At 64.8% G+C, this 19,178-nt stretch carries 25 protein-coding genes; 19 read left to right on the top strand and 6 right to left on the bottom strand.

All coding sequences use genetic code 11. The annotated features are described in order from the left end of the window. Positions 1-218 precede the first annotated feature (218 nt). From gshB to L1O02_RS01925, 7 genes are all read left to right on the top strand, one after another. On the top strand, positions 219-1,190 hold the full coding sequence (gshB, locus tag L1O02_RS01955; protein ID WP_060841529.1) for a glutathione synthase: 972 nt from the start codon (positions 219-221) through the stop codon (positions 1,188-1,190). 129 nt (positions 1,191-1,319) lie between these two features. Beyond that, on the top strand, positions 1,320-2,219 hold the full coding sequence (locus L1O02_RS01950) for an energy transducer TonB (protein ID WP_060841530.1): 900 nt from the start codon (positions 1,320-1,322) through the stop codon (positions 2,217-2,219). A gap of 159 nt (positions 2,220-2,378) precedes the next feature. Beyond that, a complete protein-coding gene (locus tag L1O02_RS01945; protein WP_060841531.1) occupies positions 2,379-2,948 on the top strand; it encodes a YqgE/AlgH family protein in 570 nt (189 codons plus the stop codon). Next, on the top strand, positions 2,948-3,385 hold the full coding sequence (gene ruvX / locus L1O02_RS01940; RefSeq protein ID WP_060841532.1) for a Holliday junction resolvase RuvX: 438 nt from the start codon (positions 2,948-2,950) through the stop codon (positions 3,383-3,385). Before L1O02_RS01945 ends, ruvX begins: the two co-directional genes overlap by 1 nt. Positions 3,386-3,502: 117 nt before the next feature. After that, positions 3,503-4,009 (top strand): bifunctional pyr operon transcriptional regulator/uracil phosphoribosyltransferase PyrR, encoded by a 507-nt coding sequence (gene pyrR, locus L1O02_RS01935; RefSeq protein WP_060841533.1) that lies wholly within the window; start codon positions 3,503-3,505, stop codon positions 4,007-4,009. 25 nt (positions 4,010-4,034) lie between these two features. Beyond that, entirely contained in the window at positions 4,035-5,039 is a 1,005-nt protein-coding gene (locus L1O02_RS01930) for an aspartate carbamoyltransferase catalytic subunit (protein ID WP_011064007.1), read from the top strand. Further along, positions 5,036-6,307, top strand: a complete 1,272-nt coding sequence (locus L1O02_RS01925) for a dihydroorotase (RefSeq protein WP_235759454.1) — start codon at positions 5,036-5,038, stop codon at positions 6,305-6,307. Before L1O02_RS01930 ends, L1O02_RS01925 begins: the two co-directional genes overlap by 4 nt. Positions 6,308-6,434: 127 nt before the next feature. Here the strand turns inward: L1O02_RS01925 and L1O02_RS01920 are convergent, their stop codons facing one another. Beyond that, positions 6,435-6,854: a TM2 domain-containing protein gene (locus tag L1O02_RS01920; RefSeq protein WP_060841535.1), complete on the bottom strand. Its 420-nt coding sequence runs from the start codon at positions 6,852-6,854 to the stop codon at positions 6,435-6,437. A gap of 251 nt (positions 6,855-7,105) precedes the next feature. Here L1O02_RS01920 and L1O02_RS01915 point away from each other — a divergent pair, with 251 nt between their 5' ends. Continuing rightward, positions 7,106-7,729 (top strand): C40 family peptidase, encoded by a 624-nt coding sequence (locus tag L1O02_RS01915; protein WP_060841536.1) that lies wholly within the window; start codon positions 7,106-7,108, stop codon positions 7,727-7,729. A gap of 86 nt (positions 7,730-7,815) precedes the next feature. Here L1O02_RS01915 and L1O02_RS01910 read toward each other — a convergent pair whose 3' ends face one another. After that, entirely contained in the window at positions 7,816-8,850 is a 1,035-nt protein-coding gene (locus L1O02_RS01910; RefSeq protein ID WP_108545070.1) for a type IV pilus twitching motility protein PilT, read from the bottom strand. A gap of 193 nt (positions 8,851-9,043) precedes the next feature. Between L1O02_RS01910 and L1O02_RS01905 the strand changes: the two genes are divergently transcribed. From L1O02_RS01905 to L1O02_RS01855, 11 genes are all read left to right on the top strand, one after another. Continuing rightward, positions 9,044-9,742: a YggS family pyridoxal phosphate-dependent enzyme gene (locus L1O02_RS01905; RefSeq protein WP_060841538.1), complete on the top strand. Its 699-nt coding sequence runs from the start codon at positions 9,044-9,046 to the stop codon at positions 9,740-9,742. 34 nt (positions 9,743-9,776) lie between these two features. After that, a complete protein-coding gene (proC, locus tag L1O02_RS01900) occupies positions 9,777-10,595 on the top strand; it encodes a pyrroline-5-carboxylate reductase (protein WP_108545069.1) in 819 nt (272 codons plus the stop codon). Between the two features lie 10 nt (positions 10,596-10,605). Then, complete coding sequence (locus tag L1O02_RS01895) at positions 10,606-11,196, top strand: YggT family protein (RefSeq protein ID WP_060841540.1); 591 nt, start codon at positions 10,606-10,608, stop codon at positions 11,194-11,196. Between the two features lie 14 nt (positions 11,197-11,210). After that, positions 11,211-11,504: a DUF167 domain-containing protein gene (locus L1O02_RS01890; RefSeq protein WP_235759453.1), complete on the top strand. Its 294-nt coding sequence runs from the start codon at positions 11,211-11,213 to the stop codon at positions 11,502-11,504. Between the two features lie 174 nt (positions 11,505-11,678). Further along, positions 11,679-12,818, top strand: coding sequence for a homoserine O-acetyltransferase (locus tag L1O02_RS01885; RefSeq protein ID WP_108545068.1), 1,140 nt, complete (start codon positions 11,679-11,681; stop codon positions 12,816-12,818). A 7-nt stretch (positions 12,819-12,825) separates the two neighbouring features. After that, a complete protein-coding gene (gene metW, locus L1O02_RS01880) occupies positions 12,826-13,446 on the top strand; it encodes a methionine biosynthesis protein MetW (protein ID WP_060841543.1) in 621 nt (206 codons plus the stop codon). 26 nt (positions 13,447-13,472) lie between these two features. After that, positions 13,473-13,907 carry a DUF4426 domain-containing protein gene (locus L1O02_RS01875; RefSeq protein ID WP_060841544.1) on the top strand — a complete coding sequence of 145 codons (435 nt, stop codon included), beginning with the start codon at positions 13,473-13,475 and terminating at the stop codon, positions 13,905-13,907. Continuing rightward, the gene (gene rdgB / locus L1O02_RS01870) at positions 13,904-14,500 is read left to right on the top strand and encodes an RdgB/HAM1 family non-canonical purine NTP pyrophosphatase (RefSeq protein ID WP_060841545.1); all 597 of its coding nucleotides are present in this window, start codon (positions 13,904-13,906) and stop codon (positions 14,498-14,500) included. The genes L1O02_RS01875 and rdgB overlap by 4 nt, the downstream gene beginning before the upstream one ends. Continuing rightward, positions 14,497-15,699, top strand: coding sequence for a radical SAM family heme chaperone HemW (gene hemW, locus L1O02_RS01865; protein WP_108545066.1), 1,203 nt, complete (start codon positions 14,497-14,499; stop codon positions 15,697-15,699). The genes rdgB and hemW overlap by 4 nt, the downstream gene beginning before the upstream one ends. Before the next feature lie 9 nt (positions 15,700-15,708). Next, entirely contained in the window at positions 15,709-16,032 is a 324-nt protein-coding gene (locus L1O02_RS01860; RefSeq protein ID WP_011064021.1) for a DUF3392 domain-containing protein, read from the top strand. Between the two features lie 104 nt (positions 16,033-16,136). After that, on the top strand, positions 16,137-16,685 hold the full coding sequence (locus L1O02_RS01855; RefSeq protein ID WP_108545065.1) for an RNA 2'-phosphotransferase: 549 nt from the start codon (positions 16,137-16,139) through the stop codon (positions 16,683-16,685). Positions 16,686-16,775: 90 nt separating this feature from the next. On the opposite strand, the gene trmB is transcribed toward L1O02_RS01855, so the two are convergent. From trmB to L1O02_RS01835, 4 genes are all read right to left on the bottom strand, one after another. Beyond that, the gene (gene trmB / locus L1O02_RS01850) at positions 16,776-17,501 is read right to left on the bottom strand and encodes a tRNA (guanosine(46)-N7)-methyltransferase TrmB (RefSeq protein WP_016967620.1); all 726 of its coding nucleotides are present in this window, start codon (positions 17,499-17,501) and stop codon (positions 16,776-16,778) included. A gap of 9 nt (positions 17,502-17,510) precedes the next feature. After that, positions 17,511-18,305 carry a thiazole synthase gene (locus tag L1O02_RS01845; RefSeq protein ID WP_011064024.1) on the bottom strand — a complete coding sequence of 265 codons (795 nt, stop codon included), beginning with the start codon at positions 18,303-18,305 and terminating at the stop codon, positions 17,511-17,513. 162 nt (positions 18,306-18,467) lie between these two features. Next, on the bottom strand, positions 18,468-18,668 hold the full coding sequence (thiS, locus tag L1O02_RS01840) for a sulfur carrier protein ThiS (RefSeq protein WP_060844880.1): 201 nt from the start codon (positions 18,666-18,668) through the stop codon (positions 18,468-18,470). Positions 18,669-18,739: 71 nt separating this feature from the next. Next, entirely contained in the window at positions 18,740-19,120 is a 381-nt protein-coding gene (locus tag L1O02_RS01835; RefSeq protein WP_060841548.1) for a DUF423 domain-containing protein, read from the bottom strand. Positions 19,121-19,178: the final 58 nt, after the last annotated feature.

The following is a 19,178-nucleotide window of genomic DNA, read 5'->3' as shown; positions in this document are numbered from 1 at the left end:
CCAGCGAATGATTTGATCCGGTACCGCTGGCCTACGCCCCAAACCCTTGAACTTCAAGGCCTCGGCCCGGCATGCGAGCCTTTTTAGCACACTCTCCCCTCTGCAATCTATGGACCACGCCAGGCAGTGGTTTTTCCTTGACCCAGGCCCTTGTCAGCGCCACTCTGACGCCACTTTTTTTGCCTTGCTTCCACTTATTTTCTTAAAGGAATCCACCCATGAGCGTTCGCGTCGGGATTGTCATGGACCCTATCGCCAGCATCTCCTACAAGAAGGACAGCTCGCTGGCCATGCTGCTGGCCGCCCAGGAGCGCGGCTGGACCCTCTTCTATATGGAGCAGCGCGACCTGTACCAGGGCGCCGGCGTGGCGCGGGCGCGCATGCGCCCGCTGCAGGTGTTCGCCAACCCGGAGAAATGGTTCGAGCTGGACGCCGAGATCGACTGCCCGCTGAGCGATCTGGACGTGATCCTGATGCGCAAGGACCCGCCGTTCGACATGGAGTTCGTCTACTCCACCTACCTGCTGGAACAGGCCGAAAGCGCCGGCGTGCTGGTGGTCAACAAGCCCCAGAGCCTGCGCGACTGCAATGAAAAGCTGTTCGCCACCCTGTTCCCGCAGTGCACCCCGCCGACCGTGGTCAGCCGGCGCGCCGATGTTTTGCGCGAGTTCGCCGCCGAGCATGGCGACGTGATCCTCAAGCCTCTGGACGGCATGGGCGGCACCTCGATCTTCCGCCACCGCGCCGGCGACCCGAACCTGTCGGTGATCCTGGAAACCCTGACCGTGCTCGGCAGCCAGCAGATCATGGCCCAGGCCTACCTGCCGGCGATCAAGGACGGTGACAAGCGCATCCTGATGATCGATGGCGAACCGGTGGATTACTGCCTGGCGCGCATCCCCGCCGCCGGTGAAACCCGTGGCAACCTGGCCGCCGGCGGGCGTGGCGAAGCCCGTCCACTGAGCGACAAGGACCGCTGGATCGCCGCCCAGGTCGGCCCGACCCTGCGGGCCAAGGGCCTGCTGTTCGTCGGCCTCGATGTGATTGGCGAGCACCTGACGGAAATCAACGTCACCAGCCCCACCTGCATCCGTGAGATCGACAACGCCTTCGGCACGCAAATCGGCGCGCGGCTGATGGATGCCATCGAACGCAAGCTGCAAGCCGCCAGCAACAAGCCGCAAGCTTGATCTGCGTCATCTGCAGCTTGTCGCTTGAAGCTTGCCACTCAAGGCTTGAAACCAACATTGCGTTATCATGCGCCGCCTGTGAAAACGTGATGTTGGTTGTGTGATGCCTGCCGTGATGTCGAAACGCCCATGAGCCTGCCGTCCGATCTGCCCCCCGAGCTAGCCCATGGCGGCGTGCGCGCGGCCGATCGCCTGGGATTTACCCTGTTCCTGGCGGCGCTCCTGCACCTGGCACTGATCCTCGGCCTGGGCTTTTCCTTCGCCGAGCCCCAGACCATCAGCAAGACCCTGGAAATCACCCTGGCCACCTTCAAGAGCGAGACCAAGCCGAAGAAGGCCGACTTTCTCGCCCAGGAGCACCAGGAAGGCAGCGGCACCCTGGACAAGAAGGCCATTCCGAAAACCACCGAGGTGGCGCCGTTCCAGGACAATTCGGTGAAAAAGGTGGTGCCTCCGCCGTCGGTCAAGCCCGAGGTCAAGGAAGCCGCGCCCAAGGCAGCCGTGGCCACCACCGCGCCGAAACCGAAAAAGACCGTGACCCAGCGTGAAGAGGTCAGGAAAGACCCGACGCCCAAGGCCGAGACTCCGACGTTCGACAGCTCCCAGCTGTCCAGCGAGATTTCCAGCCTGGAAGCGGAACTGGCCAACGAACAACAGCTGTATGCCAAGCGCCCGCGCATCCACCGCCTGAGCGCCGCCTCCACCATGCGCGACAAGGGTGCCTGGTATAAGGACGAATGGCGCAAGAAGGTCGAGCGCATCGGCAACCTCAACTACCCCGAGGAGGCCCGCCGCAAGCAGATCTACGGCAACTTGCGGCTGATGGTCTCGATCAACCGCGACGGCTCACTGTATGAAGTGCTGGTACTGGAGTCCTCCGGCCAGCCGCTGCTGGACCAGGCCGCCCAGCGCATCGTGCGCCTGGCCGCGCCGTTCGCGCCCTTCACCGGCGACCTGTCGGACATCGACCGCCTGGAAATCATCCGCACCTGGCGCTTCGCCCGGGGCGACAAGCTGTCCAGCAATTAATCCGCACCCGCTGGCAAGCGCCCAGCACCCGCAACAGCCGGTTGGCTAGCGCAGAGGCCCCTCAGCGGACACGCCCTCCCCCGCGCCACCTGCACCGGCAGGCCAGCACCCACCGGCTGGCGCTTGTCAGCCGGGCCCGCCATCGCCACACTAGCGCTCATGAAAAATGTCAGCCCAAGCTATCTCAAGCATCACTTCCTGATCGCCATGCCCCATATGGCCGACCCGAACTTTGCGCAGACCTTGACCTACATCGTCGAGCACAACGCCAGTGGCGCCATGGGCCTGGTGATCAACCGGCCCCAGGACCTGAACCTGGCGGATATCCTCGAACAACTGCGCCCCGACGAAGAGCCGCCGCTGCTGTGCCAGCACGTGCCGATCTTCAGTGGCGGCCCGGTGCAGACCGATCGCGGCTTCGTCCTGCATCCCAGCGGCCCGGTCTACCAGGCCACGGTGGAGCTCGAAGGGCTGTCCCTGTCCACCTCCCAAGACGTGCTGTTCGCCATCGCCGACGGTGTCGGCCCGGCCAAGAGCCTGATCGCCCTGGGCTACGCCGGCTGGGAAGCCGGGCAACTGGAAGCCGAGCTGGCGGACAACGCCTGGCTGACCTGCCCCTTCGACGCCGACATCCTGTTCAACACCAGCAGCGAACTGCGCCTGGAAGCCGCCGCCCGGCACCTGGGGGTCAACCTCAACCTGCTCACCAGCCAGGCGGGCCACGCCTGATGGCCTTGCGACTGATCCTCGGCTTCGACTACGGCACCAAGCAGATCGGCGTCGCCGTGGGCCAGGCCATCACCGGCCAGGCCCGCGAGCTGTGCACCCTCAAGGCGCAGAACGGCGTGCCGGACTGGAATCAGGTGCAAGCGCTGATCGAGGAATGGAAACCCGACGCCGTGGTGGTAGGCCTGCCCCTGAACATGGACGGCAGCCCCAGCGATATGTGCGTGCGGGCCGAGAAGTTCGCCCGGCGCCTGAACGGCCGCTTCAATGTGCCCTTCTATACCCACGATGAACGCCTGACCACCTTCGAGGCCAAGGGCGAACGCCTGGCCCGGGGCGGGCAGAAAGGCAGTTACCGCGACAACCCGGTGGACGCCATCGCCGCGGCCCTGCTGCTGCAGGGCTGGCTCGATGAAAACGCCGGCCTGTTGAACACCTGAAACCCGAATCCTGAAGAGGCGCGGCCCCCTGCTGCGCGCCTCCTGGCCCAACACCAGCCGCAAGTCCCACGCGCCTCGCTGCCCGGCAACCCGGCGCGAGCCCACGAAGGAGCCACCATGAGCCTGCCCAATCCCGCCGCCCTGATCAGCCAGATGGCCACTGATCTCAACGCCCACCTGGCCCAGCGCGCTATCAGCGAGCCCCGCTTCATCGGTATCCGTACCGGCGGCGTCTGGGTGGCCCAGGCCCTGCTGGAAGCCCTGGGCAGCGACGCGCCCCTGGGCACCCTGGACGTGTCCTTCTATCGCGACGACTTCAGCCAGAACGGCCTGCACCCACAAGTGCGTCCCTCGGAGCTGCCGTTCGAGATCGAAGGCCAGCACCTGGTGCTGATCGACGACGTGCTGATGAGCGGCCGGACCATCCGCGCCGCCCTCAACGAACTGTTCGACTACGGCCGCCCGGCCAGCGTGACCCTGGTCTGCCTGCTGGACCTGAACGCCGCCGAGCTGCCGATCCGTCCGAATGTGGTGGGCGCGACCCTGTCGCTGGCCGCCCACGAGCGGGTAAAATTGTCCGGTCCTGCGCCGCTTCAACTCGAGCTCCAAGACCTCGCCCTCTAACTCGCCCTTTTAAGAGTCCATTGCGATGACGCCTCTAGACGCCAAGCGCCCGCTGCAGCTCAACGATCAGGGCCAGCTGCGCCATTTCCTGTCCCTCGACGGCCTGAACCGCGAGCTGCTGACGGAAATCCTCGACACCGCCGACTCCTTCCTCGAAGTCGGCGCCCGGGCGGTGAAGAAAGTCCCGCTGCTGCGCGGCAAGACCGTGTGCAACGTGTTCTTCGAAAACTCCACCCGCACCCGCACCACCTTCGAACTGGCGGCCCAGCGGCTGTCGGCGGACGTGATCACCCTGAATGTCTCGACCTCCTCGGCGAGCAAGGGTGAAACCCTGCTGGACACCCTGCGCAACCTGGAAGCCATGGCCGCCGACATGTTCGTAGTACGCCACGGCGACTCCGGCGCCGCGCACTTCATCGCCGAACACGTGTGCCCGCAGGTGGCGATCATCAACGGCGGCGACGGCCGTCACGCCCACCCGACCCAGGGCATGCTCGACATGCTGACCATCCGCCGGCACAAGGGCGGCTTCGAGAACCTCTCGGTGGCCATCGTCGGCGACATCCTGCACTCGCGGGTGGCGCGCTCCAACATGCTGGCGCTGAAAACCCTCGGCTGCCCGGACATCCGCGTGATCGCGCCGAAAACCCTGCTGCCCATCGGCATCGAGCAGTACGGGGTCAAGGTCTACACCGACATGACCGAAGGCCTCAAAGACGTGGACGTGGTGATCATGCTGCGCCTGCAACGTGAGCGCATGCAGGGCGGCCTGCTGCCCAGCGAAGGCGAGTTCTACCGCCTGTTCGGCCTGACCACCGCGCGCCTGGCCGGGGCCAAGCCCGACGCCATCGTCATGCACCCGGGCCCGATCAACCGTGGCGTGGAGATCGAATCGGCGGTGGCCGACGGTCCGCACTCGGTGATCCTCAATCAGGTGACCTACGGCATTGCAGTGCGCATGGCCGTACTGTCCATGGCCATGAGCGGGCAGACCGCCCAGCGACAATTCGAGCAGGAGAACGCCCAGTGAAGCTCAGCATTCTCGGCGCCCGCGTCATCGATCCAAGCAGCGGCCTGGATCAAACCACTGATCTGCACCTGGAAGCCGGCAAGATCGTCGCCATCGGCGCCGCCCCGGGCGGTTTCAATGCCGTCACCAGCATCGACGCCAAGGGCCTGGTGGCCGCGCCCGGCCTGGTGGACCTGAGCGTGGCCCTGCGCGAGCCGGGCTACAGCCGCAAGGGCAGCATCGCCAGCGAAACCCGCGCCGCCGCGGCCGGTGGCGTCACCAGCCTGTGCTGCCCACCGCGCACCAAGCCGGTGCTGGACACCTCGGCGGTGGCCGAGCTGATCCTCGACCGCGCCCGCGAAGCCGGCAACAGCAAGGTGTTCCCCATCGGCGCCTTGAGCAAGGGCCTGGAAGGCGAACAGTTGGCCGAGTTGATTGCCCTGCATGACGCCGGTTGCGTGGCCTTCGGCAACGGCCTGGACGGTTTCCGCAGCACCCGCACCCTGTGCCGTGCCCTGGAATACGCCGCCACCTTCGACCTGACGGTGATCTTCCACTCCCAGGATCGCGACCTGGCAGAAGGCGGCCTGGCCCACGAAGGCGCTACCGCCAGCTTCCTCGGTTTGCCGGGGATTCCCGAAAGCGCGGAAACCGTGGCCCTGGCCCGGGACCTGCTGCTGGTGGAACAAAGCGGCGTGCGCGCGCACTTCAGCCAGCTGACCAGCGCCCGCGGCGTGGAACTGATTGCCCAGGCCCAGGCCCGCGGCCTGCCAGTGACCGCCGATGTGGCGCTGTATCAGCTGATCCTCACCGACGAGGCGCTGATCGACTTCTCCAGCCTGTATCACGTACAGCCGCCACTGCGCTCGCGGACCGACCGTGACGCCCTGCGCGATGCGGTGAAGTCCGGGGTGGTGCAAGCCATCTCCAGCCATCACCAGCCCCATGAACGTGACGCCAAGCTGGCACCGTTCGGCGCCACCGAGCCGGGCATCAGCAGCGTCGAGCTGTTACTGCCACTGGCCCTGACCCTGGTTCAGGATGGCCTGCTGGACCTGCCGACCCTGCTGGCGCGCCTCAGTGCCGGCCCTGCCGAGGCCTTGCGCCTGCCGGCGGGCAAGCTGGTGGAAGGTGGCGCGGCGGACCTGGTGCTGTTCGACCCGGCCAGTTCCACCGTGGCCGGCGAGCGCTGGCTGTCCAAGGGCGAGAACTGCCCGTTCCTCGGCCATAGCCTGCCGGGCGCGGTGCGCTACACCCTGGTGGACGGGCACATCAGCTATCAAGGCTGACTCCCTGGCTGGCACCCTGTAGCCGCTGCCGCAGGCTGCGAACGGCTCCGAAGGAGCCGCCGCTCCTGATGGCGGCCTGCGGCAACAGCCCCATGCAACGCCATCACCGCCTGCGCCGCTGAATGGATCAGCGGCGCTTGGCGTTTTCCAGGGACACCTGATCGTTCAGGGTCCAGAAGTCGTACAGCACCCCGAGGAAGAACAGGCCGCCGGTGAACAGATAGATCACCCCGCTCAGCCATTTGCCCTGGTACATGCGATGTACGCCGAAGACTCCGAGGAAGGTCAGGAGTATCCAGGCGACGCTGTACTCCAGTGGGCCCGAGGTGAATCGCAAGTCCGCTTCCCGGTCCATGGACGGGATCAGAAACAAGTCGATCAGCCAGCCAATGCCCAACAGACCGAAGGTGAAGAACCAGAGGGTCCCGGTTACCGGCTTGCCGTAATAGAAGCGGTGGGCACCGGTAAAACCGAAAATCCACAACAGGTAACCGATCACCTTGCTGTGAGTGTCATGAGCGGATGCATCCTGACGATAGGTGTTCATTAAGAGCCTCTTTGCAGGTGATAGATAAATATTCTTAAAAACTTTGTGACTTTTTTACAGGCGTTCGACATGTGGACGATGTTACCTTCTCTCCCGTCAAAGCCTCGTACTGCCTGACTTCTGACAGTTTTCTGCGTCAAGTTGCCACCTCTTTGCCGAAGTTGACCCCAAGGTTGAATCGACAAACGGCCACGGAAGTGACCCGAAAGCTGTTATAAAGTTGCGCGCAAACCAAATAAGAGCCTTGCCTAATGCGACCATTTTTCAAGACATGGCTAACCATTTGCCTATTAATGCCACTGGCCGCCCACGCCACCAACCGTGAGCAACGACTTCCCAACGTTAATGGCTACACCCCGAAACCGCATGTTTCGACGGTCACCGCCAAGAACAAGACCACCATCAAGCACCCCACCCGCCTGAGCAAGACCGATAGCAAGCTGGTGGCCAACAACGCCGGCCGGCCGAGCACCACAGTCCTCAGCCGCGCGGTCAACGTTCTCGGTACTCCTTATCGTTGGGGCGGCAGCAGCCCAAGTAAAGGCTTCGATTGCAGCGGCCTGGTGCGTTACGCCTTCAACGACGTTGCCGCCGTGGACCTGCCGCGCACGTCCAACGCCATGGCCAGCGGCCACGGACAGAAGGTCGAGCGCAAGGACCTGAAGCCGGGCGACCTGCTGTTCTTCAACATCAAGAGCCGCAAGGTCAACCACGTCGCCATCTACCTGGGCGAAGACCGCTTCATCCACGCCCCGCGGCGCGGCAAGGCGGTGACCATCGACACCCTGAAGAAACCCTACTGGCAGAGCCACTATGTGGTTGCCAAGCGGGTCCTGCCCAAGGAGCACGCGCCCCTGCGGGTCGTGCAGCGCTGATCTGCTGATTCGCCCATTCGCCGGCAAGCCGGCTCCTACGCCCGCCTGTAGGAGCCGGCTTGCCGGCGAATGCATTTGCAGCCCGGTCAAAAACTCTCCGGCATCCGCGCCTGTTCCCGAGCCTGCTCGCGGCTGATCAACCCCTGCCCGAGCAACGCCTTGAGGCTCATGTCCAGAGTGCGCATGCCCTGGGCGCCGCCAGTCTGGATCGCCGAATACATCTGCGCCACCTTGTCCTCGCGAATCAGGTTACGAATCGCCGGGCTGCCCAGCATGATCTCGTGCGCCGCCACCCGGCCACCACCGACCTTCTTCAGCAGCACCTGGGCAACCACCGCCTGCAGCGACTCGGCCAGCATCGAGCGCACCAGGGCCTTTTCCTCCCCCGGGAACACGTCCACCAACCGATCGATGGTCTTGGCCGCCGAAGCGGTGTGCAGGGTGGCCAGTACCAGATGCCCGGTTTCTGCGGCGGTCAGCGCCAGGCGGATGGTTTCCAGGTCCCGCAGCTCTCCCAGCAGGATCACGTCCGGATCTTCCCGCAGCGCCGCGCGCAAGGCGCTGGCGAAGCTCTGGGTATCGCGCTGCACCTCGCGCTGGTGCACCAGGCAGCTGTGCTGCGGATGCACGAACTCGATGGGATCTTCGATGGTGAGGATGTGCTGGCGCCGATGGCGGTTCAGATGATCGATCATCGCCGCCAGGGTGGTGGACTTGCCGCTGCCAGTGGGCCCGGTCACCAGCACCAGCCCCCGGGGCACCTCGGCAATGTGCCGAAACACTTCGCCCAGCCCCAACGCTTCCAGGCTCTGTACCCGCGCAGGAATCAGGCGCAGCACCGCGCCGACGCCCCGGGCATGCTGGAAGGCGTTGACCCGAAAGCGCGCCACGCCCGGCAGCTCGTAGGCGAAGTCCAGGTCCCGGGTGACGGCGAAGGCTTGGCGCTGCGATTCGCTCATCAGGCTGTGGATCAAGGCCAGCGTCTGCTGCCCGTCCAGGGCAGGCCCCTCCAGCGCGCCGATATCGCCGTCGATACGCAACATCGGCGCCAGTCCGGCGGACAGATGCAGGTCGGAAGCACCTCGGGCGACGCTCAAGAGCAAGAGTTCGGTGATGTCCATAGTGACTCCCAATTCCAGTAGAATGCCGCGAGCTTCAGACCCGCCCGCCTCTGGGCGGCTGCCATTGCCCGAGGCAAGGGCAAGGTCTGCCACGGCCATCGAGCAATGCTCTGGCCAGTGGCGGGTGAGGGTCTGGTGGATTCACGCGGCAGCCGGCAGGCCGAGGCCGCCGGTACTTTTGAGAAGAAATCGAATGTCCACGATAGCAGACAACATTGCCCGGCTCGCCGAGCGCATCCGCAGCGCCTGCCAGGCCGTACAGCGCGACCCGGCCAGCGTCCGGTTGCTGGCCGTGAGCAAGACCAAGCCCGCTGCCGCCTTGCGTGAAGCCTACGCCGCCGGCCTGCGGGACTTCGGCGAGAACTACCTGCAAGAAGCCCTGGGCAAGCAACAGGAACTGGCCGACCTGCCCTTGAGTTGGCACTTCATCGGCCCCATTCAGTCGAACAAGACCCGTGCCATCGCCGAGCATTTTGCCTGGGTGCACTCCGTGGATCGCCTGAAAATCGCCCAACGCCTGTCCGAACAACGCCCGGCCGAGCTGCCGCCGCTGAACATCTGCATCCAGGTGAACGTCAGCGGCGAAGCCAGCAAGTCCGGCTGCACCCCGACCGACCTGCCAGCCCTGGCCAGCGCCATCAGCGCCTTGCCGCGCCTGCAACTGCGCGGGCTGATGGCGATTCCCGAGCCCACCGAGGACCGGGCCGCCCAGGAGGCCGCCTTCGCTGCGGTGCAAGCCTTGAACAATCAACTGCGGGACAGCCTCAAGCTGCCCCTGGACACCCTTTCCATGGGCATGAGCCACGACCTCGAAGCGGCCATCGCCCAAGGCGCCACCTGGGTGCGGATCGGCACCGCGCTGTTTGGCGCCCGCGACTACAGTCAGTCCTGATGCGACTGACCCTGACCTCTCATAAGGACCTGTCATGAACACGACTCGTATCGCTTTTATCGGTGCCGGCAACATGGCGGCCAGCCTCATTGGCGGCCTGCGCGCCAAAGGCCTGGAGGCAGACCAGATCCGCGCCAGCGACCCCGGGGCCGAAACCCGGGCCAAGGTGGCCGCCGAGCACGGTATCCAGGTGTTCGCCGACAACGCCGAGGCCATCGCCGGCGTCGACGTGATCGTCCTGGCGGTCAAGCCCCAGGCCATGAAAGCCGTGTGCGAGGCCCTGCGTCCGAGCCTGCAGCCGCAGCAACTGGTGGTGTCCATCGCCGCCGGCATCACCTGTTCAAGCATGAACAACTGGCTCGGCGCCCAGCCCATCGTGCGCTGCATGCCCAATACCCCGGCGCTGCTGCGCCAGGGCGTCAGTGGTCTGTACGCCACCGCCCAGGTCAGCGCCCAGCAGCGCCAGCAGGCCGAGGAACTGCTGTCCGCCGTGGGCATCGCCCTGTGGCTGGACCAGGAGCAGCAACTGGACGCGGTGACCGCCGTATCCGGCAGCGGCCCGGCGTATTTCTTCCTGCTGATCGAAGCCATGACCGCCGCCGGCGAGAAACTCGGCCTGCCCCGGGAAACCGCCGCCCAACTGACCCTGCAAACCGCCCTGGGCGCCGCCCACATGGCTGTTTCCAGTGACGTCGACGCCGCCGAACTGCGCCGCCGCGTAACCTCGCCGGCCGGGACCACGGAAGCGGCCATCAAATCCTTCCAGGCCGGTGGCTTTGAAGCCCTGGTGGAAAAAGCATTGGGTGCCGCCGCGCACCGCTCGGCCGAAATGGCCGAACAACTGGGCCAATAAGGAGCCAATGATGATTGGATTGAACACCGCCGCGGTGTACGTGCTGCAAACCCTGGGCAGCCTGTACCTGCTGATCGTGCTGATGCGTTTCGTCCTGCAACTGGTCCGCGCCAACTTCTACAACCCGCTGTGCCAGTTCATCGTGCGGGCCACCCAGCCGCTGCTCAAGCCGATGCGCCGGATCATTCCCAGCCTTGGCGGCCTGGACATGTCCTCGCTGTTGCTGGCGATCCTGGTGCAGCTGGCGCTGATGGCCCTGACCCTGCTGCTGACCTACGGCACCACCGGCAACCCGCTGCAACTGCTGATCTGGTCGATCATCGGCGTGACCGCGCTGTTCCTGAAGATCTTCTTCTTCGCCCTGATCATCAGCGTGATCCTGTCCTGGGTCGCGCCGGGCAGCCACAACCCCGGCGCCGAGCTGGTGAACCAGATCTGCGAACCGGCCCTGGCGCCGTTCCGCCGTATCCTGCCGAGCATGGGCGGCCTGGACATCTCGCCGATCCTGGCCTTCATGGTGCTCAAGCTGCTGGACATGCTGGTGATCAACAACCTGGCGGCCATGACCATGATGCCGGACATCCTGCGTCTGCTGATCTGACCCTGGCGGCCTGCATGAGTTATTTCCGCTGGGACGGTGACGATCTGATCCTCGATTGTCACCTGCAACCCAAGGCCAGCAGCGACGAATTCGCTGGCCTGCATGGGGAGCGCTTGAAAATCCGCCTCACCGCCCCGCCGGTGGAGGGCAAGGCCAACGCGCACCTGATGGCGTTCCTGGCCAAGGCTTTCGGCATCCCCAAGAGCCACGTCAGACTGGTCAGCGGCGAGTTGAACCGGCAGAAGCGCGTGCGCCTGCAAGCGCCGAAGAAACTCCCCGAGCTACCGGGGCTGGCGCGTCCCGCCTGATTCGTCCGATTCGCCGGCAAGCCGGCTCCCGGGGGCCCACGTCCGCCGCAGGAGCCGGCTTGCCCGCGAACCTTCCGCCGCTATTTACGCCGGCGAAACACAGCCCCGGGCTTTGCTTGCCGCTGGAGACAGCGGTCTTTAGACTTACGCCTCATTTGAACGAGAGCAGGATCGATGCCAACTGCCTTCCCCCCCGATTCTGTTGGTCTGGTCACACCGCAACTGGCCCACTTCAGCGAACCCCTGACCCTGGCCTGCGGGCGCTCGATGCCAGCCTACGACCTGATCTATGAAACCTACGGCCAGCTCAACGCCAGCGCCAGCAACGCGGTGCTGATCTGCCACGCCCTGTCCGGCCATCATCACGCCGCCGGCTACCACAGCGTCGATGACCGCAAGCCCGGTTGGTGGGACAGCTGCATCGGTCCCGGCAAGCCCATCGATACCAACAAGTTCTTCGTGGTCAGCCTCAACAACCTCGGCGGTTGCAACGGCTCCACCGGCCCCAGCAGCCTCAACCCGGAAACCGGCAAGCCGTTCGGCGCCGACTTCCCGGTGCTCACCGTGGAAGACTGGGTGCACAGCCAGGCGCGCCTGGCGGACCGCCTGGGCATCAGCCAGTGGGCAGCGGTGATCGGCGGCAGCCTGGGCGGCATGCAGGCCCTGCAATGGACCATCACCTACCCGGACCGGGTACGGCATTGCCTGGCCATCGCCTCGGCGCCCAAGCTCTCGGCGCAGAACATCGCCTTCAACGAAGTGGCGCGCCAGGCGATCCTCACCGACCCCGAGTTCCACGGTGGCTCGTTCCAGGAACAGGGCGTGATCCCCAAGCGCGGGCTGATGCTGGCGCGCATGGTGGGGCACATCACCTACCTGTCCGACGATTCCATGGGCGAGAAATTCGGCCGTGGCCTCAAGAGCGAGAAGCTCAATTACGACTTCCACAGCGTCGAGTTCCAGGTGGAAAGCTACCTGCGCTACCAGGGCGAGGAGTTCTCCGGGCGGTTCGACGCCAACACCTACCTGCTGATGACCAAGGCCCTGGACTATTTCGACCCGGCGGCGAACTTCGACGACGACCTGGCCAAGACCTTCGCCAACGCCAGCGCCAAGTTCTGCGTGATGTCCTTCACCACCGACTGGCGCTTCTCCCCGGCCCGCTCCCGGGAGCTGGTGGACGCGCTGATGGCCGCGCGCAAGGACGTCTGCTACCTGGAGATCGACGCACCCCAGGGGCACGACGCCTTCCTGATCCCGATCCCGCGCTACCTGCAGGCCTTTAGTCACTACATGAACCGCATAACGCTGTGAGGACACGATGAGAGCCGATCTGGAAATCATCCAGGAATGGATCCCCGCCGGCAGCCGCGTCCTCGACCTGGGCTGCGGTAACGGCGAGCTGCTGAGCTGGCTGCAGGAACACAAGCAGGTCACCGGCTACGGCCTGGAAAACGACCCGGACAACATTGCCCAGTGCGTGGCCAAGGGCATCAACGTGATCGAGCAGGACCTGGACAAGGGCCTGGGCAACTTCGCCAGCAACAGCTTCGATATCGTGGTCATGACCCAGGCCCTGCAGGCCGTGCACTACCCGGACAAGATCCTCGACGAGATGCTCCGGGTCGGCCGCCAGTGCATCATCACCTTCCCCAACTTCGGCCACTGGCGCTGCCGCTGGTACCTGGCCAGCAAGGGCCGGATGCCGGTTTCGGAATTCCTCCCGTACACCTGGTACAACACGCCGAACATCCACTTCTGCACCTTCGAGGACTTCGAAGAGCTGTGCCGCGAGCGCCAAGCCCGGGTGATCAACCGCCTTGCCGTCGATCAACAACACCGCCACGGGTGGGCCAGTAAGCTATGGCCTAATCTCTTAGGGGAGATCGGCATCTACCGCGTCAGCAGTCCCGGCCTGCAAGATCACAAGGTCGCGGTATAAACCACGTTGCATCGAGGAGAACCATCATGGGACGTCTGGTGACATTTCTATTGGCTGCCTGCCTGAGCTTCAGTGCCCTGGCGGCAGACCCGATCAAGAGCGAGCGCAAGGAGGTGTTCGGTGACATCACCGTGCACTACAACACCTTCAACTCCACCTACCTGCAACCTGACGTCGCCAGGGCCGCGGAGCTGGTTCGTAGCAAGAATCAGGGCGTGATCAACGTTTCGCTGATCAAGGACGGCAAGCCGCTGGTCGGCCAGGTCAGCGGTACGGTCAAGGACCTGACCAGCAAGAGCATCCCGCTGAAATTCCGCCAGATCACCGAACAGGGCGCGATCTACTACATCGCCCAGTTCCCGGTGGAACAGCAGGAAACCCGTACCTTCACCATCACCGTGCAAACGGGTGGCGATACCAACAGCTTCAGCTTCAACCAAGAGCTATTCCCGGGCGAATAATGAACCTTACGCAACTCGTACTGGCCAGCCACAACGCCGGCAAACTCAAAGAACTCCAGGCCATGCTCGGCGCCTCGGTGCAACTGCGCTCGATCGGCGAGTTCAGCAGCGTCGAGCCCGAGGAAACCGGCCTGTCGTTCGTCGAAAACGCCATCCTCAAGGCACGCAACGCTGCGCGCATTTCCGGCTTGCCGGCACTGGCGGATGATTCCGGCCTGGCGGTGGACTTCCTCGGCGGCGCGCCGGGCATCTACTCGGCACGCTATGCCGACGGCCAGGGCGACGCGGCGAACAACGCCAAGTTGCTGGACGCCCTGAAGGACGTGCCCGAAGCCCAGCGCGGCGCGCAGTTCGTCTGCGTCCTGGCCCTGGTGCGGCACGCCGACGATCCATTGCCGATCCTCTGCGAAGGCCTGTGGCACGGGCGCATCCTCACGGCTGCCAGCGGCGAGCACGGCTTCGGCTACGACCCGCTGTTCTGGGTGCCGGAACGTGACTGCTCCAGCGCCGAGCTGGGACCGGTGGAGAAAAACCAGCTCAGCCACCGCGCTCGCGCCATGGCCATTTTGCGGCAACGCCTGGGCCTGCAATGAGTCATGACCCTTCCGCGTCGCCGCTGATTCTCGGCGGCGCGCCAACGCCTCGGGCGGCGCTGCCCCAGTTGCCGCCCCTGGCGCTGTACATCCACATCCCGTGGTGTGTACGCAAATGCCCCTATTGCGATTTCAACTCCCACGCCGCCAGCCCGACGCTGCCGGAAGAAGAGTACGTCGACGCCCTGCTGGCCGACCTCGATCTGGAGCTGCACGCGGTCTATGGCCGCGAGCTGAGTTCGATCTTCTTCGGCGGCGGCACCCCGAGCCTGTTCAGCGCCCAGGCCCTGGGCCGGCTGCTCAAGGGCGTGGAACAGCGCATCCCCTTCGCCGGCGATATCGAGATCACCCTGGAAGCCAATCCCGGGACCTTCGAGCAGGAGAAGTTCACCGCCTACCGCGCCCTGGGGATCAACCGCCTGTCCATCGGTATCCAGAGCTTCCAGGAACAGAAGCTCAAGGCCCTGGGCCGCATCCACAACGGTGACGAAGCGGTACGGGCCGCCGGCATGGCGCGCCAGGCCGGGTTCGACAACTTCAACCTGGACCTGATGCACGGCTTGCCGGACCAGTCCCTGGACGATGCCTTGGACGACCTGCGCCAGGCCATTGCGATGAAGCCGACCCACCTGTCCTGGTATCAGCTGACCCTGGAGCCCAACACGGTGTTCTGGAACCAGCCGCCGGTGCTGCCGGAAGACGACACCCTGTGGGATATCCAGGAAGCCGGCCAGGTCCTGCTGGCCGAGCATGGCTACGCCCAGTACGAAGTGTCGGCCTATGCCCAGCCCGGCCGCGCGGCGCGGCACAACCTGAACTACTGGAGCTTTGGCGACTTCATCGGCATCGGCGCCGGGGCCCACGGCAAGCTCAGCCATCCGGACGGGCGTATCCAGCGCACTTGGAAGACCCGCCTGCCCAAGGACTACCTGAACCCGGCCAAGCCGTTCAAGGCCGGCGAGAAGACCCTGGGCAACGACGAGCTGCCGTTCGAGTTCCTGATGAACGCCCTGCGCCTCACCGACGGCGTCGACGCCGCGCTGTTCGCCCAGCGCACCGGCCTGGACCTGGCCAGCCTGGCCGAAGGCCGGCGCCAGGCCGAACAAAGCGGCTTGTTGCAGGTCGAACCGTCACGCCTGGCGGCTACGGCCCGCGGGCAACTCTTCCTCAATGACCTGCTGCAATACTTTCTGATCTAAGGAAATCACATGGATCTGGTACTCGACCTGCTTGCCACCGTGTCCCGCTGGAGTCGCAGCAACCTCTCGGAAATCGCCCTGGCATTGGTGGGCTGCCTGCTGGTGCTGTTCGGCGCGGACATCAAGGGCTGGGTCGAGCAACGCCTGGGCGGCATCGCCGGCGCCCTGCGCGTGCCGCTGATGGCCCTGCTGTGCATGGTCGGCAGCGGCCTGGCGCTGATCTACGCCACGCCGTGGATCGTCCGCGGCCTGAGCCAGTTCAACAACTACAGCCTGGCGCCGGTGCTGCTGGTGGTGCTGGTGCTGATTGGCGTAGTCGCTGATCGTCGCTGACCTGTCGCCCCCCTTCGCCGGCAAGCCGGCTCCTACAGCCCCCCGTAGGAGGCGGCTTGCCGGCGAACGCAATCCAACGGCTGCCCCCGTTATCAAGGAAGAACATGAGCAAGAAAGTTATCGAGGACACCAGCAAATTCCTCAGCTACGTGCTGCGCCACGAGCCCCAGGCCATCGGCCTGGAACTGGATAGTGAAGGCTGGGGCGATATCGAAGCGCTGATCAGCGGCGCCGCCAAGGGCGGCCGGCAACTGAGCCGGGAACTGATCGAGCGAGTCGTCGAAGGTAATGACAAGAAGCGCTTCGCCCTCTCGGCTGACGGCCAGCGGATTCGTGCCGTTCAGGGGCATTCCAACAAGACCGTGCAATTGCAGCTTGAGGCAAAGCAACCGCCCGCCGTGCTCTACCACGGCACCGCCACGCGCTTCATGGATTCGATCAATGAGAAGGGGCTGATCCCTGGTTCACGGCATCACGTGCACCTGTCCCAGGAGATCGACACCGCCAAGGCCGTGGGCCAGCGCTATGGCAAGGTGGTGATCCTGCAGATCGACGCCCAGGCCATGCAGGCCCAAGGCTTCAGTTTCTATCAGGCCGAGAATGGGGTGTGGCTGACCGACCAGGTGCCGGTCAGTTTCATCCTAGCCCTGTAGGAGCCAGCTTGCTGGCGAAGACGTCCTTGCCGGCCTCTTCGCTGGCAAGCGGAACACCGCCCGGCCAGCTCCTACAACAGCGAGTCCGGCTCAGTCGATTTTTTCGAACTTCAGATCCCACACGCCATGCCCCAGGCGCTCGCCACGACGCTCGAACTTGGTGATCGGGCGCTCGGCCGGGCGCGGCACGCACTTGCCGTCTTCGGCCAGGTTGCGATAACCCGGGGCGACGTTCATCACTTCCAGCATGTATTCGGCATAGGGCTCCCAGTCGGTGGCCATGTGCAGAATACCGCCGACCTTGAGCTTGCTGCGCACCAGCTCGGCGAAGGAGGCCTGGACGATGCGGCGCTTGTGGTGCCGGCTCTTGTGCCATGGATCGGGGAAGAACAGCATCAGCCGGTCCAGGCTGTTGTCGGCGATGCAGCGGTTGAGCACTTCAATCGCGTCGCAATCGTAGACCCGCAGGTTGGTCAGGCCCTGGGTCAGCACGCCATTGAGCAGCGCGCCGACACCCGGACGGTGAACTTCCACGCCGATGAAATCCTGCTCCGGGGCCGCCGCGGCCATTTCCAGCAGCGAGTGGCCCATGCCGAAGCCGATTTCCAGGGAGCGCGGCGCCGAGCGGCCGAACACCTGGTCGTAGTCCACCGGGGCGTCAGCCAGGGGCAGCACGTACAGCGGTGCGCCCTGGTCCAGACCGCGCTGCTGGCCTTCGGTCATGCGCCCGGCGCGCATCACGAAACTCTTGATGCGGCGGTGTTGGCGCTCGTCGCCGGCTTCCGGCTGGATTGGCGTGTCGTTTGATTCAGTCATCAATGGCTCTTACTTGATCAGACCATCCAGCGGCGAAGAGGCGCTGGCATAGAGTTTCTTCGGCATGCGACCGGCGAGGTACGCCAGGCGGCCCGCAACAATCGCGTGTTTCATGGCTTCGGCCATCATGACCGGCTGCTGCGCGTGGGCGATGGCCGAGTTCATCAGCACCGCTTCACAGCCCAGCTCCATGGCGATGGTGGCATCGGAAGCGGTGCCGACACCGGCATCCACCAGCACCGGAACCTTGGCTTCTTCAAGAATGATCTGCAGGTTGTACGGGTTGCAGATCCCCAGCCCGGTGCCGATCAGTCCGGCCAGCGGCATCACCGCGATGCAGCCCATTTCCGCCAGCTGGCGGGCGATGATCGGGTCGTCGCTGGTGTAGACCATGACGTCGAACCCTTCCTTGACCAGCACTTCGGCGGCCTTGAGGGTTTCCAGCACGTTGGGGAACAGGGTCTTCTGGTCCGCCAGGACTTCCAGCTTCACCAGGTTGTGGCCATCGAGCAGCTCACGGGCCAGACGGCAGGTGCGCACCGCTTCCACCGCGTCATAGCATCCGGCGGTGTTGGGCAGGATGGTGTAGCGATCCGGCGGCAGGATATCCAGCAGGTTCGGTTCGCCCGGGTTCTGGCCGATATTGGTCCGGCGCACGGCGACGGTGACGATCTCGGCACCCGAGGCCTCGATGGCCAGGCGGGTTTCTTCCATGTCGCGGTACTTGCCGGTACCTACCAGCAAACGCGACTGGTACGTCCGACCGGCCAGGACGAAAGGCTTGTCACTACGAACGTTGCTCATCGGAAATCCTCTGTTGGGGTGAGGTTCTTGCAGAATTCTGTATCAGGCCCGGGGCGCTGCTGACCCAGGCTCCGGGGCCGCTGAACGCAGTCGTCCATGAGAGGGCCCGGCGGCGGGCCTGGGCGCTGCGCAGGGGAGCGCCAGCGCTGTCGAGGCCAGCGGCTAGCCGCCGCCGATGGCGTGGACCACTTCCACCTGATCGCCCTCGCTGAGGGCCGTCTCGGCGTGCTGGCTGCGCGGAACGATATCCAGATTGAGTTCCACCGCGATCCGCCGGCCGCTCAATTGCAGCTGGCTCAGCAGGGCCGCAACGGTCGAGCCGTCGGGCAGTTCAAAGGATTCACCGTTCAACTGAATGCGCATGCTCGAAGCCGCCATCATTTTTAGGGGCCAGCATTCTAGCCCGATCGTGACCCAAAGGTCAGCTACAAGCGTCAGCCGGCGACTTGCAGGCGCCAGGCGGCGAGCCCCAGCAGCAACCAGCCGACAAGGAAGGCCAGACCGCCGAAGGGGGTGATGATGCCCAGCTTGCCGATGCCGCTCAGGGTCAACAGATACAGGCTGCCGGAGAACAGCAGGATGCCCAGGGTGAACGCGGCGCCAGCCCAGGTCACCAGCCGCCCGGGAACATGGGCCGCCAGCAAGGCGACGCCGAACAGGGCCAGGGTGTGCACCAGCTGGTAGGTCACGCCTGTATGAAAAATCGCCAGGTATTCCGTGCTCAGGCGGTTTTTCAGGCCGTGGGCGGCGAAGGCGCCGAGGGCAACCCCGGTAAAACCGAAGAAGGCGGCCAGCATCAGGAAGCCACGCAGCATGAGGAACTCCAGTCAGATTCAGGGCAAAGGGTCTGTATAATGGCGCGCTCAACGGGTT

This window comes from Pseudomonas sp. BC42 (assembly GCF_021560055.1).
Lineage (GTDB): Bacteria > Pseudomonadota > Gammaproteobacteria > Pseudomonadales > Pseudomonadaceae > Aquipseudomonas.
The sequence above is the reverse complement of the archived record's forward strand: the minus strand, read 5'-3'. Positions and strand labels throughout refer to the sequence as shown.